This is a genomic window from Microbispora sp. GKU 823 (assembly GCF_002027145.1).
Classification (GTDB): Bacteria; Actinomycetota; Actinomycetes; order Streptosporangiales; family Streptosporangiaceae; genus Microbispora; species Microbispora siamensis.
The window spans coordinates 23229-43286 of record NZ_MWJN01000009.1 but is presented as its reverse complement, the minus strand read 5'-3'; the positions used below and the strand labels follow the sequence as shown (position 1 = coordinate 43286).

The window sequence follows — 20058 nt, the reverse complement described above, 5'->3', positions numbered from 1 at the left end:
GCCGGGCCTTCGTACGCGTTTCATGAGGTGCGGAGCTTGCCGAAGGCCGCACGCAGCCGGCGCTGGCCGGAGCGCTGCTGAGCCTTCCTGCCCGCCTGCGCCTGGCGGGCGCGGCGGTGCTCGGCGGCCTCCTCCTGGAGCTCGGTCGCCCGGCTGATCATTACCTGGTAGTGCAGTTCCGGACCCATCTCGGTGTCTCCTTGTTCGGGGTCTCTTTCCGTACTCCTCAAGGTTCGGTCTAAGGCGTGGTGCGGCACATCGGGCGGATGCCCTATCTCTGGCACGGCCTTACGGCATAGGACTTCTAAGGCGGGTAAGGCGATGCCTTAGGGACGCCGGGATCCCCGGGTTTGGAATCATTCCGACTGGTCGGGGATGCTGGTGTCGTGCCAACTATGACTACTCCGCTCGCGGAGGTCGCCTCCTCACCCTCGACGCTGCGGGCGTTCCTCCACGGACTGCCCGGGGTCGACCGGGTCGGGGCGGACGCCCGGGCCGCGATGCTGGGCACGCGATCCATCAAGACGACCGCCAAGAAGCAGGCCATCGACATGGCCATCGGAATGGTCGACCTCACCACCCTGGAAGGCGCGGACACCCCCGGCAAGGTCAGGGCGATGTGCGCCAAGGCGGTGCGGCCCGACCCCGCCGACGCGTCGGTGCCGCCGGTCGCCGCCGTCTGCGTCTACCCCGACCTGGTCGCGACCGCGGTCGAGGCCCTCGCCGGATCCGGCGTGAAGGTCGCGTCCGTCGCCACGTCGTTCCCCAGCGGCCGGTCCTCCCTGGAGGTGAAGGTCGCCGAGACGTCCCTCGCCGTGGCCGCCGGAGCAGCCGAGATCGACATGGTCATCGACCGCGGCGCGTTCCTCGCCGGTGACTACCTCAAGGTGTACGAGGAGATCGTCGCCACCAAGGAAGCCTGTGCCGACGCGCATCTGAAGGTGATCCTGGAGACCGGCGAGCTCGCGACGTACGACAACGTGCGGCGGGCCTCCTGGCTCGCGATGATCGCCGGGGCGGACTTCATCAAGACCTCCACCGGCAAGGTGTCGCCGGCCGCGACCCTCCCGGTGACGCTCGTCATGCTGGAGGCCGTGCGCGACTTCCTGGCCGCGACCGGCCGCAAGGTGGGCGTGAAGCCCGCGGGCGGCATCCGCACCACCAAGGACGCGATCAAGTACCTGGTGCTGGTCAACGAGACCGCCGGGCCGGACTGGCTGCACCCCGACTGGTTCCGCCTCGGCGCCTCCTCGCTGCTGAACGACCTGCTCATGCAGCGGCAGAAGATGGCCACCGGCCGGTACGCCGGTCCCGACTACTTCACGCTGGACTGAGGGCTGGACTGAGGCATGTTCGAATACGCACCCGCGCCCGAGTCGCGGGACATCGTCGACATCCGGCCGTCGTACGGCCTGTTCATCAACGGCGAGTGGGTCGAGCCGCAGGGCGAGGAGCGCCACAAGACCGTCAACCCGGCCACCGAGGAGGTGCTCGCGGAGGTCGCGTGGGCGGGGGAGGCCGACGTCGACCGCGCGGTCCAGGCCGCGGCCAAGGCGTTCCCCGTGTGGTCGGCCATGCCGGGCGCCGAGCGGGCCAAGTACCTGTTCCGGATCGCCCGGATCATCCAGGAACGGGCGCGTGAGCTGGCGGTCCTGGAGACGCTCGACAACGGCAAGCCGATCAGGGAGTCCCGCGACGTGGACCTCCCGCTGGTCGCCGCCCACTTCTTCTACTACGCGGGCTGGGCCGACAAGCTGTCGTACGCCGGGTTCGGTCCTGACCCGCGTCCGCTGGGCGTGGCCGGGCAGGTCATCCCGTGGAACTTCCCGCTGCTCATGCTGGCCTGGAAGATCGCGCCCGCGCTGGCCTGCGGCAACACGGTCGTGCTCAAGCCGGCCGAGACCACGCCGCTGACCGCGCTGGCGTTCGCCGAGATCTGCCGCCAGGCCGACCTTCCGCCGGGGGTCGTCAACATCGTCACCGGCGCGGGCGAGACGGGCGCCGCGCTCGTGAACCACCCCGGCGTGGACAAGGTCGCCTTCACCGGCTCGACCGAGGTCGGCCGCCTCATCGCCAGGAGCCTCGCGGGGACCCGCAAGAAGCTCACGCTGGAGCTCGGCGGCAAGGCCGCCAACATCGTGTTCGAGGACGCGCCGCTGGACCAGGCCGTCGAGGGCATCGTCAACGGCATCTTCTTCAACCAGGGCCACGTCTGCTGCGCCGGGTCGCGGCTGCTGGTGCAGGAGTCGGTCGCCGCGGACCTGCTGGAGGCGCTCAAGCGGCGCCTCGGCACGCTGCGGCTCGGCGACCCGCTGGACAAGAACACCGACATCGGCGCGATCAACTCGGCCGAGCAGCTCGCCAAGATCCGCGAGCTGTCGGAGGCCGGGGAGGCCGAGGGCGCCGAGCGGTGGTCGCCCGCCTGCCCGATCCCCGACCGCGGCTACTGGTTCCCGCCCACCGTCTTCACTGGCGTGGCCCAGTCGCACCGCATCGCCCGGGAGGAGATCTTCGGGCCGGTGCTGTCGGTGCTGACCTTCCGCACCCCCGCCGAGGCGGTGGAGAAGGCCAACAACACGCCGTACGGGCTGTCGGCGGGCGTGTGGACCGAGAAGGGCTCGCTCATGCTGTGGATGGCGTCCCGGCTGCGGGCCGGCGTCGTCTGGTCCAACACGTTCAACCGGTTCGATCCCACCTCGCCGTTCGGCGGCTACAAGGAGTCGGGCTACGGCCGCGAGGGCGGGCGGCACGGTCTGGAGGCCTACCTTGCGGTGTGATCATCCCTCCGGCAGCCCGTCCGGCCAGTCGTTCAGCAGGTGCGACGACGGGCAGCGCCGCCGCCTGATGCGCCGGGCCCGCGCGGGGGCCGGGGAGGGTTTCTCCCGGGGCCGCCGCTCCCGCCGCTTCGCCGTACGGCACGGCTGGTTCGCGCACCGCGGCGGCGTGTGCCGGTGCGGCCAGACCTATCAGCCGGCCCGTCCTCTGGAGATTGGAACCTTCGATGAGTGAGCGCACCGAACGGTTGAGCGTGCGCAAGACGTACAAGCTGTTCATCGGCGGCGCGTTCCCGCGTTCGGAGAGCGGAAGGTCGTATGTCGTGACCTCCTCCAAGGGCGACTTCCTCGCCAACGCGGCCAGGGCCTCGCGCAAGGACGCCAGGGACGCGGTCTCGGCCGCGCGCAAGGCGTTCCCCGGCTGGTCGGGCGCCACGGCGTACAACAGGGGCCAGATCCTGTACCGGATCGCCGAGATGCTGGAGGGCCGCCGCGCCCAGTTCGCCGCCGAGGTCGCCGACGCCGACGGCGTCTCCGCGAAGAAGGCCGGCGAGCTGGTGGACGCCGCGGTGGACCGGCTGGTCTGGTACGCGGGCTGGTCCGACAAGATCGGTGCGGTCCTCGGATCGGCCAATCCGGTGGCCGGGCCGTACTTCAACCTGTCGAGCCCGGAGCCGACGGGCGTGGTCGCGGTGGTGGCCCCGCAGGCGGGACCGCTGCTGGGACTGGTCAGCGTGATCGCGCCGGTGATCGTGACCGGCAACACCTGCGTGGTGGTCGCCTCCGAGCGCGCGCCGCTGCCGGCGATCACACTGGCCGAGGTGCTGGCGACCTCCGACCTGCCGGGCGGGGTGGTCAACATCCTCACCGGCTCGGCCGCCGAGATGGCCCCCTGGCTCGCGGGCCACATGGACGTCAACGGCATCGACCTGACGGGCGCCGGCCCCGAGCTGGCCGTCACGTGTGAGGAACTGGCCGCGGAGAACCTCAAGCGGGTGCTCCGGCCGTCGGCCGATCGCGTGGACTGGCTCGCCGACCCCGGCATCGAGCGGATGACGGCGTTCCTGGAGACCAAGACCGTCTGGCATCCGATCGGGGTCTAGCCCTTCGCCAGGGCCAGGAGGAGTTCGGCGTTCGAGCCGGTGTTCTTCAGTGTGGTGAGGAAGCGTTCGAACCCCTCCTGGTCCTGCAACGCCCGGCGCAGCCGCCAGATCAGCGGCTGCTCCGCGGGGCGGAGCAGCAGTTCCTCGCGGCGCGTGCCGGAGGCGACGACGTCGACGGCGGGGAAGACACGGCGGTCGGCCAGGCTCCGGCTCAGCTTCAGCTCCATGTTGCCGGTGCTCTTGAACTCCTCGAAGAGGTTGTCGTCCATCTTCGAGCCGGTCTCGACCAGCGCGGTGGCGAGGATCGTGAGCGAGCCGCCGTCCTCGATGTTGCGGGCGGCGCCGAGCACCTTCTTGGGCTGGTGGAGGGCACGGGCGTCCATGCCGCCCGTGAGCACGCGCCCGCCGCTCGGCGCGGCCATGTTGTACGCCCGGCCGAGGCGGGTGATCGAGTCGATGAGCACGACCACGTCGCGGCCCGCCTCCACGAGCCGCTTGGCCCGCTCGACGGCGAGTTCCGCCGCGGTGATGTGGTCCTGCGGCGTACGGTCGAAGGTCGAGGCGATCACCTCGGCCCGGACCGACTCGCGCATGTCGGTGACCTCCTCGGGCCGCTCGTCCACCAGGACGACCATGAGGTGGCATTCGGGGTGGTTGGTCGTGATCGCGTTCGCGACGGCCTTGAGGAACATCGTCTTGCCGGCCTTCGGCGGGGCGACGATCAGGCCGCGCTGGCCCTTGCCGATCGGCGCGAACAGGTCGATGACCCGCGTGGCGAGCACGTTGCGCGTCGTCTCCAGGCGCAGCCGCTCGTCGGGGTAGATCGGCACGAGGTCGGCGAAGTGCGGCCGCGCGGTGTCGACGGGTTCGCCGTTCACGACCGTGACGGCGGTGAGCATGCCGTTCTGGGCGACGCCGCGGACGTGGTCGCCGCGGCGCAGGTCGAGCGCGTCCGCGAGCGCGGCCGGGATGGTCACGTCCTTCGGGCCGGGCAGGTAGCCGTTCGTCCGGATCACCGTGTTCCTGCCCGCCCGGTCGAGCAGGCCGGTGACCTCGGTGGTCCGGGTGTTCTTCGTACGGGCCGGCGTGGTGCGGGAGACGCTGCGCGGCTTGGGAACGCTGAGAGTGGTGGTGGTCATGGGACTCCTCGAGTCTGGGATGTGCCGGTACAAGTGAGGTGGGAAATGGCCGATTCGGCCGGATCGGCGCAGCGTCTCAGCGCACATGTCGGCCCGTGGTGTTTCGGCCGGTGGCTGAGAGGTGCTCGTGGAATACGTGCGATGCGCGTATGGGCTCGTCAGTGTTCACTGGCGGTCACCAGACCGCGGAGCCAGAACCATACGGCTTGTCGCTGACTATAACAGGCTCATGTGATCCGGCAATTCCCCCGTGGGTTATCGGGCCTGCAGGGCGTCGAGCGCCACCGCCATGGCGATGACCAGGCGGCGGTCGAGGCGCGGGTCGCGGATGTCGATGGCGTACCGGTCGCGCAGGCCCCACCTGCGGTCCACCGAGAACGCGATCGAGGCGCCGATGCTGAAGTCGAAGTGGTAGGGCAGCCACTCCAGCGAGTCGGAGAACCGGCGCAGCAGGGCGACCGCGAGGTTCCGCTCCTGCCCGGTGAGAGTCGGCAGTCCCGGCTGCTGGAGGTGCCAGGTCGAGCGGAGCAGCGACCGGCGGAAATCCTTGCGGAACGTGCCGACGGGGTTCCCCGCGTCGTCCACCACGTCGTACTCGCCGGCGAGGTCGAGGACCTTGCGCGCCTTGAACCCGGCCAGCGTCGCCTGCCGGGACTCGTCGGTGTAGAGCGTCACCTGCTCCTTGAGGGCCATCCGCTTCTGCTCGGCGAAGGCCACGACCTCGCCCTCGGAACCGTCGGGGAGAGCCACATGGACGACGTACCTGTTCACCATCACGGTGATCTTCTGGCGCAGGTACAGGCGGGTCTGTGCCTGCAGGGTCGCTATATCCATATGAGACTCCAAGGACGGTCTTTTGCCTCCCTATATGCCCTCTTCCAGAAGAAGATCACCAGCGAGATGCGCGCTGGACGACTTCAGTGACCATAACCACACTTTTCGGGCTTGATGAAACCGGGGAAGATCCCTATAAGGTAAGGCTTACCTAATCACTCTCGGCAGGGAGCCCTGTATGTTTCTCCGGCACCGCGGTATCGGTCTCGGTATCGGCGCCGTCGCGGTCGCACTCTCACTGGCTGCCTGCGGCACCTCCTCCGGCACCGGCACCGGCGCCGACACAGGCAAGCCCGCCGCCGAGGCCGCCAAGAAGGCCGTCGCCAAGGGCGGCGAGGACTTCGGCACCGCCGCGGAGAAGACCGCCGCGATGGGGACCGCCGCGAAGCCGGGCGAGTGGCCGCGCACCGTCACCCACGCCATGGGCACGACCGAGATCAAGGCCCCGCCCACCCGGGTCGTCGTCCTGGACGTCGGAGAGCTCGACAACGTCGTGTCCCTGGGCGTCAAGCCGGTCGGCTTCGCGCCCAGCGAGGGGTCTCCCGAGCTGCCGTCCTACCTGAAGCAGGACGCCGGCACGCCGAAGAACGTCGGCACCATCAACAACCTCAACCTGGAGGCGATCGCCGGGCTGCACCCGGATCTGATCCTCGGCAGCCAGTTGCGCGCCGCCGACCAGTACGACGAGCTGTCGAAGATCGCGCCGACCGTGTTCTCCATCCGTCCCGGCTTCACCTGGAAGGAGAACTTCCTCCTCAACGCGGCCGCCCTCGACAAGACCGAGGAGGCCAAGGCGAAACTCGCCGAGTACGACCGCAAGGTGAAGGACCTCGGCGCGAAGCTGGGCGACGACAAGCCCGTCGTCTCGATGGTGCGTTTCCTGCCGAACGGCGTGATCCGGCTCTACGCCAACGCCTCCTTCATCGGCACCATCCTCCAGGACGCCGGCGTCCCGCGCCCGGCCAACCAGAACATCCCCGACCTCGCCGCCGAAGTGAGCGCGGAGAACATCGACCAGGCGGACGCGGACGTCATCTTCACCGGTGTCTACGGCGATCCGAAGGCCACCGACAAGTCGGCGGTCCAGGGCAATCCGCTGTGGAAGAACCTCAAGGCGGTCAAGGCCGGGCACGCCTACGAGGTCCCGGACGAGACCTGGTATCTCGGCCTCGGTGTCACCGCCGCCATGGAGGTCGTCGGGGATCTGGAGCGATACCTCGCCGGATAGGCGCACGCGGTCCCTCCCCGGCTCCGAGAAAGCGAACGAATGTCCCGTGCCACCCGACGCCGCATCGGCCCGACGGCCGGGGGCGCGCTCCTGCTGGTCCTCACCGGACTGCTGGTGCTCGCCGTGCTGCTCAGCCTCGCGGTGGGCAGCCGCCAGATCGCGCCGAGCGTGGTGGTGGACGCCCTGATACATGGTGGGGTGCACGGCGGCGGCAGCGACGACGCCCAGGTCGTACGGGCGTTGCGGGTGCCGCGCACCCTCATCGGGGTGATGGTGGGCGTCGCCCTCGCCGTGGCCGGCACCGTCATGCAGGGCATCACCCGTAACCCCATCGCCGAGCCCGGCATCCTGGGCGTCAGCCAGGGCGCCTCGGTGGGCGTGGTGTGCGCGATCGCGTTCCTCGGAGTGCACTCGCTGAGCGGTTATGTGTGGTTCGCCTTCGCGGGGGCGGGGATCGCGGCGGTCGCGGTCTACGTCATCGCCAGCGGCGGGCGCGGCGGCGCCACCCCGGTCAAGCTCGCCCTGGCCGGCACCGCGATGAACGCCCTGCTCGCCTCCGTGGTCTCCGGCATCGTGACGACCGACGCCGAGGCCCTGGACGAGTTCCGGTTCTGGCATGTCGGCTCGATCAGCGGCCGGAGCGCCGAGATCGCCGGTCAGACCTGGCCGTTCCTCCTCGCGGGGCTGTTGCTGGTCGCCGCGACGGCCCGGGGACTCGACGCGCTCGCGCTCGGGGAGGACGTGGCCGCGGGGCTCGGCCACAACGTCCCCCTGCTGCGGATCCTCGGAGGTCTCGGCGCCACCGTCCTGACCGGCGTCGCGGTCGCCGCCGCCGGTCCGATCGCCTTCACCGGCTTGGCCGTCCCGCACATCGCGCGAGCGCTCGTGGGCACCGACCACCGCTGGGTCCTTCCCGCAGCGGCCCTGCTCGGTCCCGTGATGCTCCTGGTCGCGGACGTCCTCGGCCGCGTCGTCTTCCCGCCCTCGGAGGTGCCGGTGGCCGTCATGACCGCACTGCTCGGCGTACCGTTCCTGATCGCACTGGTACGCAGGAAGGCGGTGGTGGCGGCGTGACCGTACGCCCCACCGGGTTTTCCGTCCTGCGCGCGGGGCGGGGCAGCTTCCTGCTGCACCGCAGGGCGACCCTCGTCGCCACCCTGCTCGGCGCGGCGCTCGCCGTGGCCGCCGTCGTCTATCTGTGCGTCGGTGAATCGTTCGTCGGTCCCGGGGAGGTCGTCCGCGTGCTTGCCGGGCAGCCGAGCCCCGACGAGTTCGTGGTCGGCACCCTGCGGATGCCCCGCCTCGTGGTCGGTCTGCTCGCCGCGCCGCCTTCGGCGTCGCCGGATCCTTCATCCAGACCGTGGCGCGCAACCCGCTCGCCAGTCCGGACGTGATCGGTGTGACACATGGCGCCGGCGCGGCGACCGTCGCCGCGATGACCTTCGGCGTCACCGCGCACAGCACCCTGCCGTACGTCTCGATCCTCGGCGGCCTGGCCGCCGCGGCGCTGGTCTACGTCTTCGCCTGGCGCAAGGGCCTGCACGCCGCCCGCTTCGTGCTCATCGGCATCGGCATCTCGGTGGCCCTCGGCTCCCTGACACAGCTGCTCCTCACCAAGGGCGACTACCTGGTGGCCCAGCAGGCCAAGGTCTGGCTCACCGGATCGCTCAACGGCCGCGGCTACGACCACGCCGCACCGCTCGCCTCGATCCTGCTCGTGCTGACGCCGGCGCTGTTCTGGGCGGCCCGGGCCCAGCGCACGGTGTCGTTCGACGACGACACGGCGACCGCTCTCGGCGTACGGCTCGGCCGGGTCCGCCTGTGCCTGACCGTCCTCGGCGTCGTCCTGGCATCGGTGGCGACGGCCGCGGCGGGCCCGGTCGACTTCGTCGCGCTGCTCGCCCCGCAGATCGCCCGCCGCCTCACCCGCACCGCACAGATCCCCCTGGTCGGCTCCGCGCTGACCGGCGCCCTGATCGTCACCGTCGCGGATCTGCTGGCCCGCAAGCTGTTCTCCCCGATCGAGCTGCCGGTCGGCGTGTTCACCGCGGCGGTGGGCGCCCCGTACCTGATGTGGCTGATCGTCCGCACTCGCAGCCGTTCCGGAGGCACCACATGACCGGCAACCGCCTGAGGGCCGAGGGGCTCGTGCTCACGTACGAGGACCGTACGGTCGTGGACGGTCTCGACCTGGAGATCCCGGACGGGCGGGTCACGGTCATCATCGGGCCCAACGCGTGCGGCAAGTCCACCCTCCTGCGCGCGTTGGGCCGGTTGCTCAAGCCGCGGCGTGGCTCGGTCCTGCTGGACGGCACCGAGCTGGCACGCATCCCCACCAGGCGAGTCGCCCAGGAGATCGGGCTGCTGCCGCAGACCCCCGTGCCGCCGGAGGGGATCACGGTCTCCGAACTGGTGACCCGCGGGCGGCAGCCACACCACAAGTGGTGGCAGCAGTGGACGGAGGCGGACGAGAAGGCCGTCGGCGAGGCGATGGACCGCACCGCGACCGGCGATCTCGCGGAGCGGCTGGTCGACGAGCTGTCCGGCGGCCAGCGGCAGCGGGCCTGGATCGCGATGGCCCTCGCCCAGGACACCGACCTCCTGCTGCTCGACGAGCCGACGACATACCTCGACATCGCGCACCAGGTCGAGGTGCTCGACCTGGTCCGGCAGCTCAACCGCGAGCGCGGCCGGACCGTCGTCGTCGTCCTGCACGACCTCAACCAGGCCGCTCGCTACGCCGACCACCTCATCGCCATGAAGGCGGGACGAATCGTCGCCCAGGGCGCACCGGGCGACATCATCACCGCCGATCTGGTCCACGAGGTCTTCGGACTCACGTCGGTCGTCGTGCCGGACCCGGTCACGGGCGGCCCACTGGTCGTACCGGGCGCCCCCTGGCAGCGCGGATAGGCCCCTGTCACCTCAGGGTCGGGGGATCGGGGTTTTCTCAGGGTTCCTCGTGGAACGTGACTCCCGACGCCGTCCGTTGAACCGGATGACGAAAGGAGCCGATCGATGTACCGATCGAGGCAGCACAAGATCATCGCTGGCGTCTGCGGGGGGATCGCGGACCGGTACGGCATGTCGCCGACGGTCGTGCGGGTGCTGTTCCTGCTGTCCTGCATCTTGCCGGGTCCGCAGTTCGTGGCCTACCTCATCATGTGGGTGCTGTTCCCCAAGGCCCCGGCCGCTTCCGCCCCGCACTACGACTACTCGTACGGGCGGAGGTAGGCGGCACGCGGCCGCGCGGGCCCGTTTATGCTCACATCAGGAGAGGTGAGCGATGATGCGGCAACGGCCCCTGACGCTGGTCCAGGACGACCTGGTCGACTACGAGAAGGCCATGGAGCGCATGGCCGCGCTGGTCGAGGAACGGCAGGACGACGCGCGGCCCGACACCTTGTGGCTGCTCAGTCATCCGCCGGTCTTCACGGTCGGCAAGCGGACGCTGGAGACCCACCTGCCCGACCCGTCGGCCGGCATCCCCGTGGTGCCGACCGGCCGCGGCGGCCAGCTCACCTATCACGGGCCCGGGCAGCTCGTCGGCTATCTCGTCGTGAAGCTGCGCGACGGCGAGGGCGTGGTCGACTACATCCGCGAGGTCGAGCTGCGGCTGGTCGAGGCGCTGGGCAAGCTCGGCGTCCCGGCCGAGCGCCGCGACACCCCGCCCGGGTCGGAGCTGCTCACCGGTGTGTGGACCCGGGACACCGGGCGGAAGATCGTCTCGATCGGCATGCGGTCGAGCCGGTCGGTCACCAGCCACGGCTTCGCGCTCAACGTGGACGGCGACCTCACGCCGTGGGACCTCGCCGTCCCCTGCGGCATGCCCGACGTGGAGATGACCTCGATCGCCCGCGAGCTCGGACGGGCCTCCATGGAGGAGACCCGCCGAGTCGTCGCGGAGGCGTTCGAGGCCTCCTGAGGGTTCTAGCGGGTCACGCGACGGGCTCGGGCTCGCCGACGTCGTCGCCCATATCGTCAACCGTACGGCGGGGCCCGGTGAACCAGTGCTTGGCGGACAGGTGCCACCACAGCGCGATGCCGATGAGCACGGCGCCCACGGCGATGGGGGCGTAGTTCACCGACGTCCAGGTGAAGTCCTTGGTGCCCGGGACGCCGGCGGGGGCGATGGGCAGGATGAAGTAGATCGAGATGATCGCGATCTCGATCACGGCGATCCAGGACAGCGCCTTGTACTTGCGGCCGAGGGTCCACGGCCCGGGCTGGAAGGAGTCCCCGGCGCGCAGGCGCAGCCAGATCGGGATGAGGAACGCCAGGTAGAGCCCGATCACCGCGATGGACACCACGGCGAGGAACGCCACCGGGGTCGTCGTGCCCTCGGGCGCGTAGAGCGCGGGCAGCGTGATCAGCAGCGCGACCCCGCAGCCGCCGATGATCGCGTTGACCGGCGTGCGGTTGCGGTCGACCTTCGACCACAGCCGCCAGCCCGGCACCGCGCCGTCGCGGGAGAACGCGTACGTCATCCGCGACATCGAGGTCACGCAGCTCATGCCGCAGAAGAACTGCCCGATCGTGGAGATGCCGAAGACGACGGTGGCGAGGGTGGACGACAGCGACGAGGTGAAGATGGCTCCGACGAAGCCGCCCTCGGCGTCGACCGCGTCCACGTTCGTGGCCGCGAACAGGAACGACAGCAGCAGGATCCAGCCGCCGATCGCGGAGTAGAAGATCGACTGCCACAGGCCCTTGGCCGCGGTGCGGGCCGCGCCGTGGGTCTCCTCCGACACGTGGGCGCAGGCGTCGAAGCCGGTGATCGTGTACTGAGTGAGCAGGAAGCCCAGCGGCAGCACGTACAGCCAGAACGTCGGGCCCGAGTCGCCGTCGCCGAAGCCGGAGTGGTTGAACGTCTCGAACAGGAAGCCCACGTTCTGGTGCTTCGACGGGCCGAAGATCAGGATCAGCACGACGGCCGCCGCGCCGAACACGTGCCACCACACCGAGACGTTCTGCAGTAGTGAGATCAGGCGGTGGCTGAAGATGTTGATCAACGCGTGCAGCACCAGGACGATCGCGAACAGCAGGAACGTCTGGCGCAGCGCGTCGCCGTTGGCCCAGGAGTCGCTGAACCGGCCGATCGTGATGTTCAGGAACGTCGCGCAGCCGTAGTCGACCGACGCGGTCACCGCGATCAGGCCGATCAGGTTGAGCCAGCCGGTGAACCAGCCGTGGACCGGCCTGCCCAGCTTCGCGGCCCACCAGTAGATGCCGCCCGCCGTCGGGTACGCGGAGACCAGCTCCGCCATGCAGAACCCGATGATCAGAATGAACGCCGAGATCAGCGGCCAGCCGATGGAGATCGCAAGGGGTCCGCCGTTGTTCCACGCCTGGCTGAAGGTGGTGAAGCACCCGGCCAGGATCGAGATGATGGAGAAGGAGATCGCGAAGTTGGAGAACCCGCTCCAGGTGCGGGCCAGTTCCTGCTTGTAGCCGAGTTCCGCTAGTCGTTTGGCGTCGTCGTCGAGGGCTTGCGCCACTGAGGCCTCCTCTAACCGGTGCGGAGTTTCCGGACGCCGTCGAGCAGGCGTCCGAAGCTGGGATCCCCGAGGTCGCGTACGGCTTGGGCGAACTTGTCGGCGGCCTCGGCGGAGTAGTCGAATCCGGGCAGGGCCCCGGAGCGGACCAGCCCCTGGTGGATGACGAACCAGAGGGTCCAGGTGAGGTTGGACATGATCAGGTTCAGCCGCACCCGGGGGACGTGCTCGTCGTCGCCGAAATAGGCCCGCGTGAGCCGTACGACCTGGTCGGGGTTGAAATCGGACTCGGCGGCGATGTCCCCCAGCTCGAAACAGGGGTCGTTGTTGCCGGAGAGCTGGTAGTCGACGATCCGGACACCGTCGCCGGTGGCGATCAGGTTCTCGGCCAGCAGGTCGTTGTGGCAGGGGACCGTGGGAAGCGGCCGCCGGGCCAGCGCCGCCTCGATGTCGGCTACGACCGGCAGCACGTCCTCGTACCCGGCGGGGAGGGCCAGGCCGCAGGCGCGGCACCGCGCCACGAACTCGCGGAGCTTGTCGAAGATCGAGAAATCGTTGCCGAAGCGGGGGCCGGCGTGCAGGCGGCGGCAGGCGTCCGCCACCTGCTCGATCCGCGCGGCCACGGCCGGGGCGTCGAGGGTGACTCCGTCGAGGTATTCCAGGAGGAGGACGCCCGGCAGCACGTGGACGACGCGGGGGCCGATCCCGGACGACGCCGCGGCGACCGTGTTGGCGATCTCCTGGTCGAGCGGGATGCCGAGACCGGTCTCGGCGATGCGCGGGTCGAGCACCCGCAGGAGCCAGCGGTCGCCGTCCTCGCTGTCGACCCTGGCGATGTGGTGGCTGAGCCCGCCCTTGATCGTCGTGAAGGTCAGGGGCCGCCCGGCCCAGGCCGTGACGAGATCCATTGCGTCTGCGACGGGATCTGGCATGCCCGGCTCCTTTTGGTCTACCTTCAGACCATTGATCCGATTGTCTGGGCCGGGTGTTACAGGACGGTACCGATGTCGCAACTTCCCGCAGACGCCCACGCCGTCGTCATCGGTGGCGGAGTGGCCGGATGCAGCGTCGCCTATCACCTCGCCCGGCTCGGCTGGACCGACGTGATCCTGGTCGAACGGCACGACCTCACCGAGGGCACGACCTGGCACTCCGCCGGCTTCGTCGGCCAGCTCAGGTCCACCGTGACGCAGACCCGGATGATCATGTACTCGGCCGGTCTCTACCCGGAGTTGCGCGAGCTGACCGGGCTCGATCCGGGCTGGCACGGCGTGGGCGGCCTGCGCCTGGCCACCACCCCCGAGCGCATGGAGGAACTGCTGCGCCAGGCCGGGGCCGCCGAGACGTACGGGCTCGACCTGGAGGTGCTCGACCCCCGGGGCACGCTCGACCGGCTGCCGCTGCTGGAGGTGGGCGACGTCCTCGGGTCGCTGTGGCTGCCCGGTGACGGCTGGCTCGACCCGGCCCGGCTCGGTCACGCCCTGGCCGAGGGTGCCCGCAGGCTCGGCGTACGGATCTTCACTGGCGTGGAGGTCACCGGCATCGACGTCCACGACGGGCGCGTGCGTGCCGTACGGCTGCGCGCCGACCACGCCGACCACGGTGAGCACGTCGTGCGCACGGAGACCGTCGTGAACGCGGCGGGGGCGGCGGCCGGGATGGTCGGCCGCATGGCCGGGGCGGACATCCCGATCGTGCCGATCAAGCACCAGTACGTGGTGACCCCGGAGTCCGGTGTCCCGGCGGACACGCCGACCGTGCGGGACCCGGACAACATCGTGTACTTCCGCGAGGAGGACGGCGGCATCCTCGTCGGCGGCTACATCAGGAGCCCGCAGATCTGGGACGCCGACCGGCCGTTGTCCGAGCCCCGGACCCTCTTCACGCCTGACATGCCGAAGTTCCGCGAGTCGTGGGACTCGGCGGTCAGGCGGGTGCCGTCACTGAAGCCGGTCGGGGACGGCGACGACCCGGCGGCGTTCCGCAAGGTCGTGCACGGGCCGGAAGCCTTCACGCCCGACGGGGAGTTCCTGCTGGGGGAGACCGAGGTCGCCGGACTGTGGGTGGCGGCCGGCTTCTGCGTGCACGGCCTGGCCGCCGCCGGCGGTGTGGGCAAGGTCATGGCCGAGTGGATCGTCGAGGGCGCTCCCGAATACGACGTCTTCGGCATGGACGTGCGCCGTTTCGGTGTCCATGCCCGGTCGGCCCGCTGGGCCCGCGCCAGGGCCCTGGACTCCTACAGCAAGTACTACGACATCGTCTATCCCGGCGAGGAGCGCACCGCCGCCCGGCCGCTGCGCCGTTCGCCCGCCTGGGTGCGGCACGAGACGCTGGGCGCGACCTTCGGCGAGAAGGCCGGTTGGGAGCGGGTCAACTGGTATCCGCCCACGTCGGACGGGACTGCACGGCCTGTACGGCCGAGGGGCTGGGCGGGCCGGGTCTGGTCTCCGGCGATCCGCGAGGAGTGCCTGGCGACGCGGGACGCCGCCGGGCTGTTCGACCAGACGTCTTTCGCCAAGCTGGAAATATCCGGATCTGTCGTTGACCTGGAGCGGCTCGCGGGCAACGCCCTGGATCGGCCCGTGGGCGCAGAGGTTCACCCGCCGGTCTACCCGGTGGTCTACACGCAACTGCTCAACGAACGCGGCGGCGTCGAGGCGGACGTGACCGTGACCCGGCTGGCGGAGGACCGGTTCCGCCTCGTCACCGGCACCGCGTTCGGAGTCCACGACGCCGCGCTGCTGCGTCGTCACGGGCTGTCGGTCGCCGACGTCACCTCCGCCTACGCGTGCTACTGCCTGTGGGGGCCTCGTGCGTACGAGATCCTGGCGTCGCTGACGGACGACGATCTGACCTTCGGCTACCTGCGGGCGGCCGAGATCAGCGTGGGGCACGTCCCGGTGCTCGCCCAGCGGGTCACGTTCGTCGGCGAGTTCGGCTGGGAGCTCTACTGCCCGTCCGAGTACGGGCTGACGTTGTGGGACTCCCTCGTCGAGGCGGGCCTGCCGTACGGCATGCGACCGGCGGGCTACCGCGCGCTCGACTCGCTGCGGCTGGAGAAGGGCTACCGCGTCTGGGGCCTCGACATCACGCCCGAAACCACCCCTCTGGAGGCCGGGCTCGGCTTCGCCGTACGGGCAGAGCGCCGGGCCGCCCTGCCGCGTCCCCGTACGGCGCTGCGCTGCCTGGTGCTCGACGACGAGCGCGACGTCTGCCTGGGCGGCGAGCCCGTCCGGCTGGACGGCCGTCCGGTCTCCCGTGTCACCAGCGGCGGGTTCGGCCACCGCGTCGGCCGCTCGATCGCGTACGCCTACCTGCCTGTGGAGGTCGAGCCCGGTGAACGCGTCGAGGTAGGCGTCAACGGCCGTCGCGTGGGCGCCACCATCACCCGTGAGCCGCTCTACGACCCCGAGGGCGCCCGAGTCAGGGCCGAGCCCTGGCGCTAGCCGGTGCGGCCGGATCCGGCGTGTCCCGCGGCTCCGCGTTCACTACGGGATCAGCACTTTGTCGATGAGATAAACGGTGGCGTTGGCCGTCTGGATCTCTCCGCAGAGCACCTTGGCGTCGTTGCCGACGATGAGGTCCTGACCGGACAGGCGAGTGGTGAGCTCGCGGCCCTCCTTGGTGGTGAGCTTGGCGTTGGTCAGGTCGTTTCGGGTCTTGCGCCCTTCGACCACGTGGTATGCCAGGACCTGGCGCTCCCAGTCCTTGTCGTCGGAGAACATCCGGTCCAGCTCGAACTTCGGCAGCTTCCCGAACGCTTCGTTCACCGGCACGAACACGGTGATGTCCTTGGTCGAATCGAGATACTGAGCCAGGTCGGCCTTCGAAAGGGCCGACGCCATCTTCGACAAGTCGGGAACGCCGGCGATCGCGGTGGCAGGTGGCGGAGCCGAACCATGCGGCGGCGGTAAAGGAGGCGCCTTTGTGTGCGGAGCCTGGGGTGCCTCCGGGTTGGCGGGCGGAGCCTCCGGGTTGGCAGGTGGCGAGGGCGGTGCGGGATTGGGGTTGACCGTGGACCACTGGGCCGCGCCGGCGAGTTGCGGCATGACGCCGAAGGCGACGCTGACCGCGCTGAAGGTGGACGCGAGAAGGGCCCTCTTCTTCATGGCTCTGCCTCCTGCACGACGGAGATCTGGTGCTTGCAGGCCGGGTCGGCCGTTCGCGAATCGAAATACGGCGGAGCCACAGGGCCTGTATGGGCACATCCGGTCGCATCGGCTCGGCCTCGGTGTGAGCCTGATGAGTTGGACGCCGGACGCCGTGGGTCACCCCACTCACATCCAAGTATCGCTACTGTCGAGTAGCTTCGGCTTCTCTAACTCTGAAGCCTGCGCAAACGACTCGCCTGACGCGTAGATCGTGGTGCCGGCGTGCCAATCGTCACGGGGGCAGTTCGCCGCGGGTGGGCAGGCCCTGCCAGGAGCTGTGGCTGGCGACCGCGAAGGCGGCCACGGATATGCCGCGCTTGAGGCGGTCCGCCGGGTGCAGCCCGTCCAGGATCGCGCTGAGGTAGCCCGCGACGAACGCGCCGCCGACCTCGGAGGGATCGACCGCGGTCACGGGGGCGGCCTGGGTGTCGTAGCGCAGGCCCTCGACGGTGGCGCTTGCGCCCTTGGCGCCTCGGGTCACGACCAGTTCGGGCGTGGACGCGAGCACGGGCTCCACGAGCATGAGCTCGTCCTGGGTCGCGAAGAGCACGTCGGCCGAGGCGGCGAGTTCGGTGAGCCCCTGCCGGGCCTCCTCGGCGCTCTCCCAGAGGTTCGCGCGGTGGTTGACGTCCACGGAGACGAGCACGCCGGCGTCCCTGGCGAGCTTGACGGCGTGGTGGACGGCGCTCCACGCGAGGCCGCTCAGCCCGATGGTGACGCCGGTGACGTGCAGGATCCGTGCCGACTGGACGGCCTCACCGGGCACGTCGCCGGTCGACAGGTGCGACCCGGCCGAGCCCTCCCGGTAGTGGACGGCGTGCGACGAACGGCCGATGCGCCGCTGGCGGAGGATCAGCCCGGTCGCCGTCGTCTCGTCCACCCGTACGTGGGAGACGTCCACGCCCTCGCCGCGCAGCACGGTCAGCGTGCGCATGCCGAGTTCGTCGGCGCTGACCCGGCCCAGCCAGCTCACGGTGTGGCCGAGCCGGGCCAGGCCGACCGCCGTCGTCAGCTCGGGACCCTCCACGTCGAGGCGGATGGTCATGTCATGCCGGAGCCGGTCACCGGAGACGACGCCCAATGCCTCTCCGAGCGTGAAAACCTCGGTCATGCCGTAAGTCCGCGGGATTGCACCGGGAAAGCATGACAGAGCCTGATCCGCCGGGGAAAGCCCTCGCTCAGGTGCCGAACGCGTCCACGGCGGCCTGGCAGAAGGCCTTCAGGTCGTCCGGCTTCCGGCTGGTCACCAGCGTGTTCGGGCCGCCCGTGCAGACCACGACCTCCTGGTCCACCCAGGTCGCCCCCGCGTTGCGCAGGTCGGTCTGGAGGCTGGGCCACGAGGTCAGCGTGCGCCCGCGCACCACGTCGGCCTCCACGAGGGTCCACGGCGCGTGGCAGATCGCCGCGACCGGCTTGCCCGCGTCGAAGAACTCCTTGACGAACCGTACGGCCTCCGGCCGCATCCGCAGGAAATCGGGGTTGGCGACCCCGCCGGGGAGGACCAGCCCGTCGAAGTCGGCGGCGGAGACCTCTCCGGCCACGGCGTCCACGGGGAAGGTGTCGGCCTTGTCGAGGTGGTTGAACGCCTGGATCTCCCCGCGCTTCACCGAGACCAGCCTCGGCGTGCCGCCCGCCTGCCGGACGGCCTGCCACGGCTCGGTGAGCTCGACCTGCTCGACCCCTTCGGGGGCGACGAGGAATGCGATCGTCTTGCCCTGGATCATCGTGCTCCCCTTTCTTGGCGTTTTTGCTCGTTCTTGACGTCGCGTGCCCCGCTGACCGCGATCTATGCCGTCCGCTGGGTAGGGGAAGGACATGCCCGTGCTGGTGGGGACCTCTGGGTGGCAGTACGCCGACTGGCGCGACCTCGTCTACCGCGGCGTACCCCAGAGGCTGTGGCTGGAGAGCTATGGCGAGATCTTCGCCACGGTCGAGAACAACAACGCCTTCTACCGGCTGCCGAAACGGGAGACGTTCGAGTCGTGGCGGGAGCGTACGCCGCCGGACTTCGTCATGGCGGTCAAGGCGAGCCGCTTCCTGACGCACATCAAGCGGCTGAAGGACCCGGAGGAGCCGGTCGAGCGGCTGATGGGCGTGGCCGAGGGGCTCGGCCAGAAGCTGGGTCCCATCCTGCTCCAACTGCCGCCGACCCTGCAGGTGGACGCCGAGCGGCTGCGGGGCTGCCTGGCCCGGTTCCCGCGTGCCGTACGGGTCGCCGTCGAGCCGCGGCACGCCTCGTGGTGGACCGACGAGATCCGCGCCCTGCTGACCGAGTTCGGGGCCGCGTTGTGCTGGGCGGACCGTCTCGGACGGCCGGCCGGACCCCTGTGGCGTACGGCCGACTGGGTCTATCTGCGCTTCCACGAGGGAGGGGCCGAACCCTGGCCCAACTACGGCCGGCGTGCGCTGCGCAGTTGGGTGGACCGCCTGGGGGACGCGCCGGACGCCTACGTCTACTTCAACAACGACCCCGGCGGCGCCGCCGTACGCAACGCGATCACCTTCGCGGAGCTGGCGTGCGCGCAGGGGCGGGACGTCAGCAGGGCGCGGCTTCCCGAGCGGTCCCCCGAGCCCGTCCGGTCATGACCGGACGGGCGAGTGTCGTCCCCGACATGACGGGTCAGGCGCGGCGCTCGTCGGCCGCGTGACGCCCGCCCGCCACCAGCTGGTCGGGGGACGACTGCTGGGCGGGCACGGAGAGGCGGTTGTGCGGCGCGGTGGGACGCTCGGTGCGCTCGGTGCGCTCGGCCCGGTCGTCGACGCCGTCGCGGTCCCGGTCGACCTTCGGATACTGCTTGGTGACGGGCTCGGCGGCTGCCGGGGTGGACGTCGCGGTGGTCGGGGCCGTCGAGGTGGTCGAGGTCGTCTCCAGGCGGCGCTCCAGGTCGCGCTTCTCGGCCTCCAGGCGGGAGACGCGGTCCCGCTCCGCCAGGCGCGCCTCACGCAGGCGGCGGCGCTTGACGGCGGCACGGCGCATGCCGCCGGTGATGAGCAGCAGGCCGGCGACGAACACGGCGGCGGTCACGACGCCGGCGATGAACAGCTCGAACGGGCTGAGGTTGAACGTGCGGTCCAGGACCGTGATCGGCATGGTGTTCGCGGTGTCGTTGACCGACACCTCGATGACGGCAGCCGCGGCGATCAGGACCAGAAGCAGGCCCAATAAGACCATCTGCCTTCACTCCCAAATACTGGTTGCTGTGCGGTTGCGATTCGTGGACGCTCTCCGACTGCCCGCACAGGCGCGGATCATGTGCCTCAGCTCACACGAGGTCACAGGGAGGGCAAGGCAAAGAATCCGCGTTAACACCGTGTTCACAAACGGGCAAAAGCT

At 70.2% G+C, this 20058-nt stretch carries 20 protein-coding genes and 1 pseudogene; 12 read left to right on the top strand and 9 right to left on the bottom strand.

All coding sequences use genetic code 11. The features are described 5' to 3' along the window. Positions 1–20 precede the first annotated feature (20 nt). On the bottom strand, positions 21–188 hold the full coding sequence (locus B1L11_RS46585) for a hypothetical protein (protein ID WP_179155022.1): 168 nt from the start codon (positions 186–188) through the stop codon (positions 21–23). A gap of 207 nt (positions 189–395) precedes the next feature. Here B1L11_RS46585 and deoC point away from each other — a divergent pair, with 207 nt between their 5' ends. The 3 genes from deoC to B1L11_RS07335 all read left to right on the top strand — a co-directional run bounded on the left by deoC (position 396) and on the right by B1L11_RS07335 (position 3877). Further along, on the top strand, positions 396–1334 hold the full coding sequence (gene deoC / locus B1L11_RS07345; RefSeq protein ID WP_079313790.1) for a deoxyribose-phosphate aldolase: 939 nt from the start codon (positions 396–398) through the stop codon (positions 1332–1334). Between the two features lie 15 nt (positions 1335–1349). Beyond that, the gene (locus tag B1L11_RS07340; RefSeq protein ID WP_079313789.1) at positions 1350–2777 is read left to right on the top strand and encodes an aldehyde dehydrogenase family protein; all 1428 of its coding nucleotides are present in this window, start codon (positions 1350–1352) and stop codon (positions 2775–2777) included. A gap of 224 nt (positions 2778–3001) precedes the next feature. Beyond that, entirely contained in the window at positions 3002–3877 is an 876-nt protein-coding gene (locus B1L11_RS07335) for an aldehyde dehydrogenase (RefSeq protein ID WP_079313788.1), read from the top strand. Here B1L11_RS07335 and rho read toward each other — a convergent pair. Together rho and B1L11_RS07325 are read right to left on the bottom strand one after the other, a co-directional pair. Beyond that, a pseudogene (rho, locus tag B1L11_RS07330) lies at positions 3874–4929 on the bottom strand (transcription termination factor Rho); the annotation flags it as partial. The gene B1L11_RS07335 and the pseudogene rho sit on opposite strands and share 4 nt — an antisense overlap. Positions 4930–5271: 342 nt before the next feature. After that, positions 5272–5850 carry a hypothetical protein gene (locus tag B1L11_RS07325; RefSeq protein WP_079313786.1) on the bottom strand — a complete coding sequence of 193 codons (579 nt, stop codon included), beginning with the start codon at positions 5848–5850 and terminating at the stop codon, positions 5272–5274. A gap of 178 nt (positions 5851–6028) precedes the next feature. Between B1L11_RS07325 and B1L11_RS07320 the strand changes: the two genes are divergently transcribed. The 7 genes from B1L11_RS07320 to lipB all read left to right on the top strand — a co-directional run bounded on the left by B1L11_RS07320 (position 6029) and on the right by lipB (position 11003). Further along, the gene (locus B1L11_RS07320; protein WP_079313785.1) at positions 6029–7078 is read left to right on the top strand and encodes an ABC transporter substrate-binding protein; all 1050 of its coding nucleotides are present in this window, start codon (positions 6029–6031) and stop codon (positions 7076–7078) included. 39 nt (positions 7079–7117) lie between these two features. Beyond that, entirely contained in the window at positions 7118–8152 is a 1035-nt protein-coding gene (locus B1L11_RS07315) for an iron ABC transporter permease (protein ID WP_079313784.1), read from the top strand. Continuing rightward, complete coding sequence (locus B1L11_RS47955) at positions 8149–8472, top strand: hypothetical protein (protein WP_218670949.1); 324 nt, start codon at positions 8149–8151, stop codon at positions 8470–8472. The genes B1L11_RS07315 and B1L11_RS47955 overlap by 4 nt, the downstream gene beginning before the upstream one ends. Further along, positions 8439–9197 (top strand): iron chelate uptake ABC transporter family permease subunit, encoded by a 759-nt coding sequence (locus tag B1L11_RS07310; RefSeq protein ID WP_218670948.1) that lies wholly within the window; start codon positions 8439–8441, stop codon positions 9195–9197. Before B1L11_RS47955 ends, B1L11_RS07310 begins: the two co-directional genes overlap by 34 nt. Continuing rightward, the gene (locus B1L11_RS07305; protein ID WP_079313783.1) at positions 9194–9991 is read left to right on the top strand and encodes an ABC transporter ATP-binding protein; all 798 of its coding nucleotides are present in this window, start codon (positions 9194–9196) and stop codon (positions 9989–9991) included. The genes B1L11_RS07310 and B1L11_RS07305 overlap by 4 nt, the downstream gene beginning before the upstream one ends. Before the next feature lie 105 nt (positions 9992–10096). Then, the gene (locus B1L11_RS07300; RefSeq protein WP_079313782.1) at positions 10097–10312 is read left to right on the top strand and encodes a PspC domain-containing protein; all 216 of its coding nucleotides are present in this window, start codon (positions 10097–10099) and stop codon (positions 10310–10312) included. 52 nt (positions 10313–10364) lie between these two features. Beyond that, positions 10365–11003, top strand: coding sequence for a lipoyl(octanoyl) transferase LipB (gene lipB, locus B1L11_RS07295; protein ID WP_079313781.1), 639 nt, complete (start codon positions 10365–10367; stop codon positions 11001–11003). Between the two features lie 13 nt (positions 11004–11016). On the opposite strand, the gene B1L11_RS07290 is transcribed toward lipB, so the two are convergent. Beyond that, complete coding sequence (locus B1L11_RS07290) at positions 11017–12576, bottom strand: amino acid permease (protein WP_079313780.1); 1560 nt, start codon at positions 12574–12576, stop codon at positions 11017–11019. A gap of 11 nt (positions 12577–12587) precedes the next feature. Continuing rightward, positions 12588–13505, bottom strand: coding sequence for a choline/ethanolamine kinase family protein (locus B1L11_RS07285; protein ID WP_079313779.1), 918 nt, complete (start codon positions 13503–13505; stop codon positions 12588–12590). Positions 13506–13577: 72 nt separating this feature from the next. Here B1L11_RS07285 and B1L11_RS07280 point away from each other — a divergent pair, with 72 nt between their 5' ends. Then, positions 13578–16019, top strand: coding sequence for an FAD-dependent oxidoreductase (locus B1L11_RS07280; RefSeq protein WP_079313778.1), 2442 nt, complete (start codon positions 13578–13580; stop codon positions 16017–16019). A gap of 42 nt (positions 16020–16061) precedes the next feature. Here the strand turns inward: B1L11_RS07280 and B1L11_RS07275 are convergent, their stop codons facing one another. From B1L11_RS07275 to B1L11_RS07265, 3 genes are all read right to left on the bottom strand, one after another. After that, positions 16062–16682, bottom strand: coding sequence for a fasciclin domain-containing protein (locus tag B1L11_RS07275; protein ID WP_143737086.1), 621 nt, complete (start codon positions 16680–16682; stop codon positions 16062–16064). Positions 16683–16956: 274 nt separating this feature from the next. Beyond that, complete coding sequence (locus B1L11_RS07270) at positions 16957–17835, bottom strand: sugar kinase (RefSeq protein WP_079313776.1); 879 nt, start codon at positions 17833–17835, stop codon at positions 16957–16959. 67 nt (positions 17836–17902) lie between these two features. Then, the gene (locus B1L11_RS07265; RefSeq protein WP_079313775.1) at positions 17903–18448 is read right to left on the bottom strand and encodes a type 1 glutamine amidotransferase domain-containing protein; all 546 of its coding nucleotides are present in this window, start codon (positions 18446–18448) and stop codon (positions 17903–17905) included. Positions 18449–18539: 91 nt separating this feature from the next. Here B1L11_RS07265 and B1L11_RS07260 point away from each other — a divergent pair, with 91 nt between their 5' ends. Beyond that, positions 18540–19310: a DUF72 domain-containing protein gene (locus B1L11_RS07260; RefSeq protein ID WP_079313774.1), complete on the top strand. Its 771-nt coding sequence runs from the start codon at positions 18540–18542 to the stop codon at positions 19308–19310. A gap of 34 nt (positions 19311–19344) precedes the next feature. On the opposite strand, the gene B1L11_RS07255 is transcribed toward B1L11_RS07260, so the two are convergent. After that, positions 19345–19896: a hypothetical protein gene (locus B1L11_RS07255; RefSeq protein ID WP_143737084.1), complete on the bottom strand. Its 552-nt coding sequence runs from the start codon at positions 19894–19896 to the stop codon at positions 19345–19347. Between the last annotated feature and the right edge of the window lie 162 nt (positions 19897–20058).

What these genes read in the sequence shown, in the direction of transcription:
- B1L11_RS46585 (WP_179155022.1), bottom strand. Translation starts at nt 188, where the DNA reads ATGGGTCCGGAACTGCACTACCAGGTAATGATCAGCCGGGCGACCGAG.
- deoC (WP_079313790.1), top strand. Translation starts at nt 396, where the DNA reads ATGACTACTCCGCTCGCGGAGGTCGCCTCCTCACCCTCGACGCTGCGG.
- B1L11_RS07340 (WP_079313789.1), top strand. Translation starts at nt 1,350, where the DNA reads ATGTTCGAATACGCACCCGCGCCCGAGTCGCGGGACATCGTCGACATC.
- B1L11_RS07335 (WP_079313788.1), top strand. Translation starts at nt 3,002, where the DNA reads ATGAGTGAGCGCACCGAACGGTTGAGCGTGCGCAAGACGTACAAGCTG.
- B1L11_RS07325 (WP_079313786.1), bottom strand. Translation starts at nt 5,850, where the DNA reads ATGGATATAGCGACCCTGCAGGCACAGACCCGCCTGTACCTGCGCCAG.
- B1L11_RS07320 (WP_079313785.1), top strand. Translation starts at nt 6,029, where the DNA reads ATGTTTCTCCGGCACCGCGGTATCGGTCTCGGTATCGGCGCCGTCGCG.
- B1L11_RS07315 (WP_079313784.1), top strand. Translation starts at nt 7,118, where the DNA reads ATGTCCCGTGCCACCCGACGCCGCATCGGCCCGACGGCCGGGGGCGCG.
- B1L11_RS07305 (WP_079313783.1), top strand. Translation starts at nt 9,194, where the DNA reads ATGACCGGCAACCGCCTGAGGGCCGAGGGGCTCGTGCTCACGTACGAG.
- B1L11_RS07300 (WP_079313782.1), top strand. Translation starts at nt 10,097, where the DNA reads ATGTACCGATCGAGGCAGCACAAGATCATCGCTGGCGTCTGCGGGGGG.
- lipB (WP_079313781.1), top strand. Translation starts at nt 10,365, where the DNA reads ATGATGCGGCAACGGCCCCTGACGCTGGTCCAGGACGACCTGGTCGAC.
- B1L11_RS07285 (WP_079313779.1), bottom strand. Translation starts at nt 13,505, where the DNA reads ATGCCAGATCCCGTCGCAGACGCAATGGATCTCGTCACGGCCTGGGCC.
- B1L11_RS07280 (WP_079313778.1), top strand. Translation starts at nt 13,578, where the DNA reads ATGTCGCAACTTCCCGCAGACGCCCACGCCGTCGTCATCGGTGGCGGA.
- B1L11_RS07275 (WP_143737086.1), bottom strand. Translation starts at nt 16,682, where the DNA reads ATGAAGAAGAGGGCCCTTCTCGCGTCCACCTTCAGCGCGGTCAGCGTC.
- B1L11_RS07270 (WP_079313776.1), bottom strand. Translation starts at nt 17,835, where the DNA reads ATGACCGAGGTTTTCACGCTCGGAGAGGCATTGGGCGTCGTCTCCGGT.
- B1L11_RS07265 (WP_079313775.1), bottom strand. Translation starts at nt 18,448, where the DNA reads ATGATCCAGGGCAAGACGATCGCATTCCTCGTCGCCCCCGAAGGGGTC.
- B1L11_RS07260 (WP_079313774.1), top strand. Translation starts at nt 18,540, where the DNA reads ATGCCCGTGCTGGTGGGGACCTCTGGGTGGCAGTACGCCGACTGGCGC.
- B1L11_RS07255 (WP_143737084.1), bottom strand. Translation starts at nt 19,896, where the DNA reads ATGGTCTTATTGGGCCTGCTTCTGGTCCTGATCGCCGCGGCTGCCGTC.